The sequence below is a fragment of the Blastococcus sp. TF02A-35 genome (assembly GCF_004571075.1).
GTDB lineage: Bacteria > Actinomycetota > Actinomycetes > Mycobacteriales > Geodermatophilaceae > Blastococcus.
In genome coordinates this window covers 39,405-50,999 of sequence record NZ_SPQP01000015.1, presented here as the reverse complement: position 1 = coordinate 50,999, position 11,595 = coordinate 39,405, and the positions used below count along the sequence as shown (strand labels likewise).

Here is an 11,595-nt window from a genome sequence, read left to right as displayed (position 1 = left end):
TCCGGCAGCATCGGGGCCGTGCGTGCTGCCGCCACCGGGCGCCCCCGGCTCGAGGACCGGAGGCGGGCCGGCGACACCGCCCGCGACGAGGTGCTCGACGCGGCGGGGGAGCTGTTCACCACCTGCGGCTACGCCGCCACCTCCACCCGGCAGATCGCCGAGGCGGTCGGGATGCGGCAGGCCTCGCTCTACCACTGGTTCCGCACCAAGGACGACATCCTCGAGGCGCTGCTCAGCGGCACGGTGACCCGTCCGCTGGCGTGGGCGGAGCGGCTGGCCCGGCTGCCGCTGGCGCCGGAGGTGCGCCTGCACGCCCTCACGCACCTGGACTGCCGGCAGCTGTGGGAGAGCCCCTGGAACCTGGGCATCCTCTACCTGCTGCCCGAGGTCCGGACCGAGCGCTTCGCCCGCTTCTCGCGGGACCGCGACCACCTGCGGACCCGGTACCGCGACCTCTCCCGTGCGGTGGTCGAGGCCCTGCCACCGGCGGTGCCGGGCGACTTCGTGGCCGACCCCGACGACGAGGTCGTCTTCCGGCTGACCGAGACCCTGCCGAACCTGCGCGCCGACGCCACCGGCCGGCCCGACCAGCCGCTGCGCACCGCCGACCTCGGCCTGCACGCGCTCGGCTGGCGCGGGGACCGGACGGCGCTGCGGGCGGCGTCCCTGGCGGTCAGCCGACCGCTCGCGGAGCCGGTCGGGGAGGATGGCGGGGCCGGCCGGTCGACGGGCCGGTGACGACCGAGGAGGCTCCCATCGCTGCGAACCGCATCCTGGACCGGGCGGCACGGGTCGCCGACCTGCTGCTGGAGGTGCAGACCCGCGTCAACGGGCAGATCGACGCGGCGCTGGCCGACCTGCTGCCTGGGGTCCAGCGGGAGCTCGGCGTCGCGCCGGACGACGCCGCCGACCTCGGCGACCTGGTCAACGCCCGCATCACCGGGCTGAGCGTCGTCGTGACGCCGGCGTCGGTGGCCGCCGTCGTCCCGCTGTCGGAGACCTCCGCCGCGACCACCCGGGCCGCCCGCCGGGCCATGACCGGCATCCTGTCCGGCGCCGACCGGCGCCTCGCGGTCATCGCCGGCCCCTGCTCGATCCACGACGCGGAGGCCGCGCTGGAGTACGCCGGCTTCATCGCGCGGATGCGGGAGCGGCACGGTGCGGACCTCGAGATCCTGATGCGGACCTACACGGAGAAGCCGCGCACCGAGGTGGACTGGAAGGGCTTCGCCTACGACCCCTTCCTCGACGGTTCCAGCCGGATCAGCGTCGGCCTGGTCGCCACCCGGATGCTCATGTGCGCCATCACCGACCTCGGCGTCCCGGTCGCCGCGGAGCCGCTGAACGCCCTCACCCCCCAGTACGTCAACGGCCTGGTCACCTACAACGGCGTCGGGGCGCGGAACGTCACCGACCAGACCGCCCGCGAGCGGGTGTCGGGCTTCTCCTCGGTCGTCGGCTTCAAGAACTCCCCGGAGGGGAGCGTCGAGTCCGCGATCCAGGCGGTGGTGACGGCGCGGTCGCCGCACGAGTTCCTCGGCGTGGACGCCCACGGCGTCTCCGCCCAGCTGTCGACCACGGGCAACGACACCGGGCACGTGATCCTGCGCGGCGCCAAGGACGGCCCCAACTACTCCGCCCAGCACATCGCGGACCTCCGGCAGCGGCTGGCCGAGCGGGGGCTGCCGCAGGTCGTCGTCGTCGACGCCTCGCACGGCAACAGCCAGAAGAACCACCTGCGCCAGATCGAGGTCGTGCACGACCTCGCCGGGCAGGTCGCCGGCGGCGAGACGGCCATCCGGGGCGTCATGGTGGAGAGCAACCTGGTGGCCGGGCGGCAGGACCTCGACCGGCAGCACCCGGAGCGCCTCGAGCACGGCCGGAGCGTCACCGACGCCTGCGTCGACCTCCCGACGACCGAGGCGATGCTGGCCGAGCTGGCCGGAGCCGCCCGCGCCCGGAGGAGCTGACCGTGGCCGCCCGCGCCCGGACCGCCGCCCGACTCGTCCTGGGGGCGACGATGGTGGGCGCCGGGGTGCTGCACCTGACGACACAGCGGGAGGAGTTCCGGGCGCAGGTGCCCGCGTGGTTCCCGCTGGACGAGGACCTCACGGTGCTGGGGTCCGGGGTCGCCGAGATCGCCCTGGGGGCGGCCTTCGTCGCCCTGCCGCGGCGGAAGCGGCTCGTCGGCGGGCTGCTGGCCGCGTTCTTCGTCGTCATCTTCCCGGGCAACGTCGCGCAGTACCTCGAGGGCACCGACGCCTTCGGCCTCGACACCGACCGCAAGCGCCTGGTGCGGCTGTTCTTCCAGCCGCTGCTCGTGCTCTGGGCGCTGTACGGCGGCGGCTGGTTGCGCCGGAGGCGCTCGGCCGGTCCGGGTTGAGCCACGCCGTCGACCGTTGGACCGCGCTGTGACGCGGTCCAGGGGTCGGCCGTGCGAGTCGACCGGGCGCACTGCGCACCGTCGGCACCGATAACGATCCGGCGCGCCGGGCCGGACGGCTGCGCGTGTCGAGGCGTCGCCCCGGCCCGCCCTGGGCACCCTGGGACGACGGGCCGGGCGACGCGCCGGCGTCCGGCGACGGAGGAGGAGCACGCGTGGGCGATCCGCTCGGTCATGGGCCGAACCGGCGCAGGGGTCGGACCGGTCGGAGCGGCGGCCTCCTCGTGGCGGCGGTCCTCGGGCTCGCGGTGCTCCCGGGCGCGGCCGCGGCCGCACCCTCCGACTCCGAGGTGAGCGCCGCCGAGCAGGCCGCGGACGCCGCGGCCGCGCAGGTCGGCGAGCTGCTGGAACGGCTCGGCGCCGCGCAGACCGCGGCGGACGCGGCAGCGGGCCGCGCAGCCGCCGCCCGCGCGGAGCTCGACACCCAGCAGCAGGCCTACGCGCAGGCCGACGCCGCCGCGCAGGCCGCCCGCGCCGCGGCCGAGCAGGCCCGCGCCGAGCTGGCCGACGCGCAGGACGCCGTCGGTGCGTTCGCCCGCACCAGCTACATGTCCGGGGCGACGACCCCCGGCCTGCGCAGCCTGGTCACGTCGGACAGCCTCACCCAGGTGATCGAGCGGGCCGCGCTGCTGGAGGCCGTGGGCGCCCGGCGCAGCGAGGTCCTGACCGTCGTCTCGGTGGCCCAGGCCCGGGCCGTGGAGGCGGAGACCACCGCGCAGGCCGCCGTCGCCGAGGTCGACCGCTCGAAGCAGTCGGCCCAGGCGGTGCTGGCCTCGGCCGACGCGGCCCAGAGCCGCGCGCAGGAGCAGCTGGGCGAGCTGCGGGCCGAGCAGGACGCCATGCAGGCGCAGCTGCAGCAGGCGCGGACGACGCTGGTCACCCTCGAGGCGCAGGTCGCGGCCGCTCCGCGGGCCACGGCGCCGCCGGCCACCCCGCAGCCGGCCACGCCGCAGCCCGGCCGGGGGTCCCCGGCCCCGGCCCCGGCACCGGTCCCGGTGCCCGTGCCCGGCCCGGTCGGCGGCCACGACTGGGACGCCGTGGCGAAGTGCGAGTCCGGCGGGAACTGGAGCATCAACACCGGCAACGGCTACTACGGGGGCCTCCAGTTCAGCCCGACGACGTGGACGTCGTTCGGTGGCGGTGCCTACGCCTCCCGGGCCGACCTGGCCACCAGGGAGCAGCAGATCGCGGTCGCGGAGAAGGTCCTCGCCACGCAGGGACCGCGGGCCTGGCCGACCTGCGGCAAGCTCCTCTGACCGCTGGTCCCTGAGCGGATCGTGGCGGCGCTGTAACGATCAGTACGGTCCGGACAAGTACCGGATGTGATCGCGACGCAGGGGCCGCCACCACCCATGACCAGACCGCCATCCGGCCGGGACCTCTTCGAGGAGGTCTACCGGAGCTCGGGCACCGCGGTGCTGGGCTACGCGCTGCGGAGGTCGGCCACCCGGGAGGACGCCCTCGACGTCGTCGCCGAGACGTTCGCGACCGCGTGGCGGCGCCGGGCCGACATGCCGCCGGACCCGGACGACGCGCGGCCGTGGCTGTTCGGCATCGCCCGCCGGCACCTCGCCAACGCGCTGCGCGGGCAGGACCGTGCCGGCCGGCTGGGGGAGCGGCTCGCCCGGTCCTTCGCCCCGGACGCCGTCCCCGACCCCGCCGACCTGCTCCAGCGGTCGGCGGACAACGCCCTCGTGCGCACCGCCCTGCAGCAGCTGTCCGCCGACGACCGCGAGCTGCTGACGCTGGTCGCCTGGGAGGGGCTGACCCCCGCCCAGGCCGCCGCGGCTCTCGGTCTGACGGCCGGGACCGCACGGGTCCGCCTGCACCGCGCCCGCGGCCGGCTCCGCGCCGCCCTCGACCCCTCCACCGACGAGGAGACCGCCCGATGAGCATCGACCGAGAGCTCGACGACCGCCTGGCCGCGGCCTCCGGCGTCCGCGACGCCGACCTTCCCGCGCTGCCCGCCGACTTCCTCCGCCTCGTCACCGGGCCCGACGAGCCCGCCTCGGTCGTCGCCGCCCGGCAGCTGGCTGCCGAGGCCCGCACCGCACCACGCCGTCGGCGTCCGAGCCGGAGGACGTTGGTCCGCGCCGGCGCGGGTGTGCTCGTGCTCGCCGCGGCGTGGGCCACCGCCGTCGTCGTGGACGGGCCTGCGCCGGTACGGCAGCCGGTCGCCACGCCCGCCCCGGCCACGGTCGAGCCCGCGCCGTTGCCGCTGGACCCACCGGGCGGACTCACGCTGGTGGGCGCCGAGGCGATCACCTTCCCCTACTCGCTGGACCCGGCGCCCGACGGCCTGACGCCGATCCTGGTGCGTGCGGGAGGACTCGAGATGTTCGGCGCCGTGGACCCGCTGACCTACTCCGCCCGGTACAGCTCGGAGGACGACCCGGGGTTCACGTTCACCGTCTCCGAGCGGGATCCGCGGGTGCCGCCGCCCGGTAGCTACATCGCGCCGCCCTACACCGACGACGAGGTCCAGGACCGGGGCACCACCACCGTGGGCGGCCGGCCGGCCGACTTCGCCCGCGCCACCCTGTCCGAGCCGTCCTGCACCTACGCCCTCGCCTCACCGGCACAGGAGGACGAGCCGGAGGAGCTGTGCAGCGACACCTACGCCGAGCTCTACTGGCAGCGCGCCGACGGGCTGTGGGTCGGGGTGTGGGGGTGGGGCGACCGGTACGGCTCGGAGGCCGCTCTGGTGTCGGTGGGTGAGTCGATCGTCGACCGCCCCCAGCCGGTGCAGCTGCAGTTCGGTCTCGCGCCCCAGGGGTGGGTGGTGTCCAGCTACGAGAGCCTGGGCAACCTCGCGCTCATCGACGAGGCCGACCCGACGAACCCGAGCGAGCGCGTGGCGGTCAGCCTGCTCGAGCGGTGGCGCGGCTACGACTCCCCGGACGTCGTGCTGCAGGGGATGGCCGACGGCAACCCGGTCGAGGAGGTCACCGTCAAGGGGGGCCCGGCCCGGCTGGTGTCGGTGCCCGACCACTTCGCCGACCTGGGCACGGGCAAGCGGATGTGGTACCTCGCTGCCGAGTTCCCCGACGGCACCGGGTTCCTCTTCCAGGCACCGGACACCCTCACCCGCGACGACGTCCTGGCCATGGCCGAGGGGATGAGCTACGACCCCTGATCGGCCTGCGGCGGGGCGGACGGCACGCGACAGGCCGCCGTCCCGCCGGGCAGCCGGTACCGGTTCGCCGCCACCAGCCGGTACACCGACGGCGCGAGCCAGCGGGCCGGCGGCAGCCACAGGAGGAAGCCGAGCAGCGCCCAAGGCCCACCGGCGGCCCGCAGCGCGAGGGCGACGGCGGCCGCGCCGCCCGTGACCGTCCCGTGGCGGTCGACCCACAGCACCTCTCGCTGCGCCCGCTCGGCGGTGACCCCGGCGCTCGCGAGGTCCACCTGCTGCCAGGGGACGACGTCTGCGTCGGCCGGCAGCATCCGGCGCGCCAGCCCGGCGCTGCGGCTGCAGAAGGCGCAGTCGCCGTCGAAGACGAGGGCGGGTCGCTGCACGAGGACTCCCGGCGGTCGGTGGGACGCGGCACTCTCCCATGCGCGAGGCTCCCACCTGCCAGGATCCCGCCGTGGGTGTCGACTACGTCTACTTCCTGGCCGACGACGACGCGGCCGCCGCGGCAGCGCTGACCAGGCCGGGCGGGCCGCTCGGGTGGCCGGAGGTCACCGGCCACCGGAAGACCGGGCTCTTCCGCACGGAGCCGGTGGTCACCGAGCTCGGTCCCGGCTACCCGGCCTTCGCGACCCGTGCCGCCGACCCCGTGGTCGCGCTCGGGACGCTCGCCGAGCTGCTGACCGGCGTCGGCTACGACACCGTGCAGGAGGACCCGCGGCACGGCGCCGAGGTGGCCGCCACCCCCACCGGCGACGTCGTGGTCATGACCGTCAGCGACGCGCTGCGCGAAGCGGTCGCGGCCGCCGGCGACGCCCGCCTCACCGAGGTGGCCGAGGCGTGGAGCCGCACCGAGGAGCTCGCGCACGCCGACCCGGCCGACCTGCTGGAGATGCTGCGGAACCTCCGCGACCTGGCCCGTCACGACGCGCGCGCGAAGCTGTACGCCTACCTCGCGGCGTAGTCCGGCGCTGCGGTGAGGCCGGCGACCGGTGGTCCGTGCGTGCTGGCCGACCTGCCTTCCCGCCGGCCCGCGGGAGGCGGTGATCACTTACTCGCCGGTAGCCGGTGGGACCCGCGATCAGGGGCTAGGTTCGGTCCGACAAGGTCGTCGGCAGGGGAGTGGCGCACGGTGAGTTCAGGCGGCAGATCTGTGCTGGTGACCGGCGGCAACCGCGGGATCGGGCTGGCCATCGCCCGCTCGTTCGCCGAGCAGGGCGACGCCGTCGCCGTCACCCACCGCGGCAGCGGCGCCCCCGACGGGCTGTTCGGCGTGCGGTGCGACGTCACCAGCAGCGAGGACGTCGACCGCGCGTTCACCGAGGTGGAGGCCCACCAGGGCCCGGTCGAGGTGCTGGTCAGCAACGCCGGCATCACCCGAGACGGCCTGCTCATGCGCATGAAGGAGGACGACTTCACCGACGTCCTCGACGCGAACCTCACCGCCGCCTACCGGGTCGCCAAGCGCGCGACGCCGAAGATGGTGCGCGCCCGCAGCGGTCGGATGATCTTCGTGTCCTCGGTGGTCGGGCTGCTCGGCTCGGCCGGCCAGACGAACTACGCGGCGTCGAAGGCCGGGCTGGTCGGGCTGGCCCGCTCCATCGCCCGGGAGCTGGGCAGCCGCAACATCACCGCGAACGTGGTGGCGCCGGGGTTCGTGACCACCGACATGACCGCGGAGCTGCGCGAGGCGCGGCAGAAGGAGATCCTCGGGCAGGTCCCGCTGGGCCGGTACGCCGACGCCGACGAGATCGCCGGCGTCGTGCGCTTCCTGGCCGGCGACGCAGCGGGGTACATCACCGGGGCGGTCGTCCCGGTCGACGGCGGACTGGGAATGGGGCACTGATGAGCGGCATCGACGGGATCCTGGCGGGCAAGAAGGTCTTGGTGACAGGCGTGCTGACCGAGGCGTCGATCGCCTTCGCCACCGCCCGGCTGGCCCAGGAGCAGGGCGCCACCGTCGTCCTGTCCAACTTCGGCCGCGCGCTCTCGCTGTGCCAGCGGATCGCCAAGCGGCTGCCGCAGGAGGCCGCTGTCGTCGAGCTCGACGTGACGAACACCGAGCACCTGTCGACGCTGGCCGAGCGGCTGCGCGAGCAGGACTTCGACCGCCTGGACGGCGTCGTCCACTCCATCGGCTTCGCGCCGCAGGAGGCCATGGGGGAGGGCTTCCCCGAGGTCGCGTGGGAGCACGCGGCGACGGCGTTCCAGGTCTCGGCGTGGTCCTACGCCTCGCTCACCCAGGCCTGCCGGCCGCTGCTGGCCAACCCCTCGTCGGTGGTCGGGCTGACCTTCGACGCCTCCGTGGCCTGGCCGGTCTACGGCTGGATGGGCGCGGCCAAGGCGGCGCTGGAGTCCACCTCCCGGTACGTGGCCCGCGAGCTCGGCCCGGAGGGCGTGCGCTCCAACATCGTCGCCGCCGGGCCGCTGCGCAGCATGGCGATGAAGTCGATCCCCGGCAGCAAGCAGTTCGAGGAGGCGTGGGAGGGCCGCGCCCCGCTGGGCTGGTCGGTCACCGACACCGAACCCGCGGGCAAGGCCGTCGTCGCCCTCTTGTCAGACTGGTTCCCGGCCACCACCGGCGAGATCGTCCACGTCGACGGAGGCTTCCACGCCGTCGGCGTGTGACTGCATCCAGCTGCACCCCGCAACAGGAAGAACTGCCGTGCCCCGCGCTCTCGTCGACATCACCCCTGACGGCCAGCGACCCGACGAGGACCCCTCGCTCGCCGTCCGCAACAACGGCGGTGCGCAGCCGTCGTCCGCCCCGGCCCCGGCCGGCCGCCGAGAGGCTCTCCTGCTGCTGTCGTTCGGCGGCCCGGAGGGCCATGACGACGTCATGCCGTTCCTGGAGAACGTCACCCGCGGCCGCGGCATCCCGCGCGAGCGGCTGGAGGAGGTGGCCGAGCACTACCACCACTTCGGCGGCGTCAGCCCGATCAACGACCAGAACAAGGCGCTGATCGCGGCGCTTGAGGGCGAGCTGCGGTCGGCCGGCATCGACCTGCCGGTCTACTGGGGCAACCGGAACTGGGCGCCCTACGTCGAGGACGTCTGGCAGCAGATGGCCGACGACGGCATCCAGCACGCCTACGTCCTGGCGACGTCGGCCTACGCGTCGTTCTCCGGCTGCCGGCAGTACCACGAGGACATCGCCCGGGCCCGCGCGGCGATGACCGGCTCCGCCGCCGCCCCGGGCGGGCCGACCGCGGAGAAGCTGCCGCACTACTTCGATGCCGAGGGCTTCGTGCGGGCCAACGCCGACGCGCTCGTCGAGGCGCTGGCGCACATCCCGGCCGAGCTGCGCGACGCCGCGCGCCTGGTGGCGACGGCGCACAGCATCCCCGACACGATGGCCGCCGTCGCCGGGCCGGACGGGCACGCCTACGAGGCAGAGCTCATGGAGACCGCGCGCCGCGTCGTGGAGACGGCGGTCCCCGGCCGCGACTTCGACCTGGTCTGGCAGAGCCGCTCCGGCCCGCCGTCGGTGCCGTGGCTGGAGCCCGACGTGAACGACCACCTCAAGGCGCTGGCCGAGGCGGGGGAGAAGGCCGTCGTCCTCTTCCCGGTCGGGTTCGTCAGCGACCACCTCGAGGTGATCTGGGACCTCGACAACGAGGCCCGGGAGACCGCCGCCGAGCTGGGCCTGGCCTTCGCCCGGGCGGCGACGGCGGGCACGCACCCGGACTTCGTGTCGTCGCTGGTCGGGCTGCTCGCCGAGCGCCGGGCCGGCGGCGAGCCGCGGCTGGGCACGAACTGCCCGGCGGCCTGCTGCTTCACCCCGCCGCGGCCGGCCCGCCCGACCACCTGATCGGTGTCGCCGTCTCGGCGATCGCCCTAGCCGCACGCCTCGGCGTTCAACCGGCGCGCACAGGCCTCTGGTGGGTGGTCGGCACCATGGCTACCGTGCGGCCGCACAGCCACCTGATGGTGGAGCGTCCGGCTGTCTGGGGGAGACATGCGGAAGCCGACCGGTGCTCGAAAGATCATTTCTGGTGCGCTCGCGGCGGTGCTCAGCGCGGTGCTGCTGCTGGCATTCGCCGGAGTGGCGCACGCCGGGCCCAGCTCGGGCACTGTCGAGGCCCGCTTCCTGAGCTCTGCGGCACCCGGAAGCACCGTGCAGCTCACTATCAGCACGCGTGAGCCTGCGGTTCCCAACCCGGTCTACGAGCCGCGGCCGCTGGATCAGGGCTACTTCGCGGTCTCCTACGACCCCGCCGTCCTGTCCTTCGTCGGCCGTCAGAACGCTGGCTCATGCACGGTCACCCAGGCCGGGTACGCGGGAGGTCTTGCTCAAGCGGAGTGCCCGGAGTCGTATGCCGGACGAGGCGCCGTGAAGACGGACGTCTTCACCCTCCGAGTGGCAGCCGGGGCGCAGCCGGGCACGGCCCAGGCGTACGTCTCCGTGGAGTACAGCACCGTCAACGCCTCGGCGACTCCCGTCCTCACGATCGGCCGACCGTCGGTCCCGCGGATCGTCGGACACGTCCCTCCCGTCAGTGACACGGAAGCGATCGGCCAAGGATGCGCCGACGTGATGTTCGTGGGGGTCCGCGGCTCAGGGCAGACCCAGAGCTGGGGTGGCGAGGTCAGCGTTGTCGCCAACCAGGTGGACCGTCTGCTGCCCCGCAGCATCTCGCTGCGTCAGGTCTATATCAACTACACCGCAGCCTCGGTGACGTCTATCGCCACGAACGGTTACGGGCAGTACTTCGACAGCATCGCTGATGGGCAGAACCGGCTTACCCGGCTGCTCACCCGTGCCGCTACGAGCTGCCCCGATGAGAAGTGGATCCTCGCGGGCTACAGCCAGGGAGCCTTGGTGGTCAACCTGGCCAGCCGCGGCTGGGGCGGAGACAAGCACCTCGCGGCGGTCAACCTCATCGCCGACCCCAATCGCTTTCCCGGGCGAGACGGGATGGACTTCGGGTCCGCTGGTGCGAACCGTGGCGTCTATGCCGCTGGGATGGAGATTGCGACACCGCTTCCGCGGGCCCTGGAGGACAAGACGTTCAACATCTGCAACAAGATGGACGTCGTCTGCGACACGACGAACCGGTCCTACGCCCCATTGCTACCTCTCCTCCTCGCTGGAGGGCCTCTCGGCGGCCTTGCCGGGGGCAGCCTCGTGAAGGGTGGGGTGGACGCACATCTCGCCTACGCGCGTACCTCCGCGCACTTGCTGCGCGCGATGGGCAGCCACTCCGGTTCCGATGCCAGGAGGGCACTCGGACGCTAGGAGCCGCGCCGACCCCGCCCGAGCAGCTCGCGTCCTGCTCGGGCAGAGGGGGCAGGTGGCGAGTGTTCGACGAACACGGACGTGGCGCGACAGCGACGGTTCCCGCCGCGGCCGGCCCGCCTGATCAGTGCCGTGAGGTCTGCGCCCGCCACAGGGGCGCGACCTCGCGGGTGTACCGGCGGCCCAGCACGCGGGTGAAGACGGTGAGCACCGGCGCGGGCACGGTGGACCGGAGGAACTGACGCTCCGGCTCGGCCGCCCCGTCGGTGAGCCAGGCGAAGAAGCGGCCGGTGTCGCCGAGCGGCCGGCTGCGCAGCTTCCGCTCCACGGCCTTCCACTCCGGCGAGCCGTGGTGGGGGGCCAGCTGCGGCTCGAGGTCGTCCTCCTCGTGGCGGAGGTGACGCTCCACGATCTCCCGCGTCCGGCCCACGCTCGCGCTCGCGGCGGCGGCGTCCGCGGTGCTGCCCGTGGCGGCCAGTGCCCCGAGCGCCGTGGCCGTGCGGGCGAGGGCCTCGGCCATCGCCTCGTGCTCGTCCTCCATCGCGGCCAGCAGCTCGGGGTCGACCCCCTTGGCGGCCAGCATCGGCCAGATGTGGGTGTCCTCAGTCTCGTGGTGGTGGGTCAGCTCCGCGCGGAGGTTCGCGAAGGCCCGGTCGAGCTCGCCGCCGCGGGCGCGGTCGCCCTCCCGCCAGTCGTCCAGCGCCGTCTCCAGGCGCTGCAGGTCCCGCCGCACCGCGGCGTGGATCACGCGGTTCATCGTCATGGGCGCAGCCATGGAGG

The 11,595-nt window shown here is 74.3% G+C and carries 13 protein-coding genes; 11 read left to right on the top strand and 2 right to left on the bottom strand.

The window, feature by feature from the left end; genetic code table 11:
- The first annotated feature begins 18 nt into the window (after window positions 1–18).
- From E4P43_RS09470 to E4P43_RS09445, 6 genes are all read left to right on the top strand, one after another.
- Window positions 19–738 carry a TetR/AcrR family transcriptional regulator gene (locus E4P43_RS09470; protein ID WP_209313809.1) on the top strand — a complete coding sequence of 240 codons (720 nt, stop codon included), beginning with the start codon at window positions 19–21 and terminating at the stop codon, window positions 736–738.
- Entirely contained in the window at window positions 735–1,970 is a 1,236-nt protein-coding gene (locus tag E4P43_RS09465) for a 3-deoxy-7-phosphoheptulonate synthase (RefSeq protein WP_135145200.1), read from the top strand. The genes E4P43_RS09470 and E4P43_RS09465 overlap by 4 nt, the downstream gene beginning before the upstream one ends.
- Window positions 1,971–1,972: 2 nt before the next feature.
- Complete coding sequence (locus tag E4P43_RS09460; protein ID WP_245159042.1) at window positions 1,973–2,383, top strand: hypothetical protein; 411 nt, start codon at window positions 1,973–1,975, stop codon at window positions 2,381–2,383.
- A 284-nt stretch (window positions 2,384–2,667) separates the two neighbouring features.
- The gene (locus E4P43_RS20820; RefSeq protein WP_280790953.1) at window positions 2,668–3,699 is read left to right on the top strand and encodes a transglycosylase family protein; all 1,032 of its coding nucleotides are present in this window, start codon (window positions 2,668–2,670) and stop codon (window positions 3,697–3,699) included.
- A gap of 96 nt (window positions 3,700–3,795) precedes the next feature.
- Window positions 3,796–4,335, top strand: a complete 540-nt coding sequence (locus tag E4P43_RS09450) for a sigma-70 family RNA polymerase sigma factor (protein ID WP_135145199.1) — start codon at window positions 3,796–3,798, stop codon at window positions 4,333–4,335.
- On the top strand, window positions 4,332–5,579 hold the full coding sequence (locus tag E4P43_RS09445) for a hypothetical protein (protein ID WP_135145198.1): 1,248 nt from the start codon (window positions 4,332–4,334) through the stop codon (window positions 5,577–5,579). Before E4P43_RS09450 ends, E4P43_RS09445 begins: the two co-directional genes overlap by 4 nt.
- Here the strand turns inward: E4P43_RS09445 and E4P43_RS09440 are convergent.
- Window positions 5,567–5,962, bottom strand: a complete 396-nt coding sequence (locus E4P43_RS09440) for a DCC1-like thiol-disulfide oxidoreductase family protein (RefSeq protein ID WP_135145197.1) — start codon at window positions 5,960–5,962, stop codon at window positions 5,567–5,569. The genes E4P43_RS09445 and E4P43_RS09440 overlap by 13 nt on opposite strands.
- A 71-nt stretch (window positions 5,963–6,033) precedes the next feature.
- Here E4P43_RS09440 and E4P43_RS09435 point away from each other — a divergent pair, with 71 nt between their 5' ends.
- From E4P43_RS09435 to E4P43_RS09415, 5 genes are all read left to right on the top strand, one after another.
- On the top strand, window positions 6,034–6,540 hold the full coding sequence (locus tag E4P43_RS09435; protein ID WP_135145196.1) for a hypothetical protein: 507 nt from the start codon (window positions 6,034–6,036) through the stop codon (window positions 6,538–6,540).
- A gap of 168 nt (window positions 6,541–6,708) precedes the next feature.
- Window positions 6,709–7,422, top strand: a complete 714-nt coding sequence (locus tag E4P43_RS09430; RefSeq protein ID WP_167759135.1) for a beta-ketoacyl-ACP reductase — start codon at window positions 6,709–6,711, stop codon at window positions 7,420–7,422.
- Entirely contained in the window at window positions 7,422–8,204 is a 783-nt protein-coding gene (fabI, locus tag E4P43_RS09425) for an enoyl-ACP reductase FabI (protein ID WP_135145195.1), read from the top strand. The genes E4P43_RS09430 and fabI overlap by 1 nt, the downstream gene beginning before the upstream one ends.
- Window positions 8,205–8,241: 37 nt before the next feature.
- Complete coding sequence (locus E4P43_RS09420) at window positions 8,242–9,387, top strand: ferrochelatase (RefSeq protein WP_135145194.1); 1,146 nt, start codon at window positions 8,242–8,244, stop codon at window positions 9,385–9,387.
- A 147-nt stretch (window positions 9,388–9,534) separates the two neighbouring features.
- Entirely contained in the window at window positions 9,535–10,815 is a 1,281-nt protein-coding gene (locus E4P43_RS09415; RefSeq protein ID WP_135145193.1) for a cutinase family protein, read from the top strand.
- A 124-nt stretch (window positions 10,816–10,939) separates the two neighbouring features.
- On the opposite strand, the gene E4P43_RS09410 is transcribed toward E4P43_RS09415, so the two are convergent.
- On the bottom strand, window positions 10,940–11,590 hold the full coding sequence (locus E4P43_RS09410; RefSeq protein ID WP_135145192.1) for a hemerythrin domain-containing protein: 651 nt from the start codon (window positions 11,588–11,590) through the stop codon (window positions 10,940–10,942).
- Window positions 11,591–11,595 lie beyond the last annotated feature (5 nt).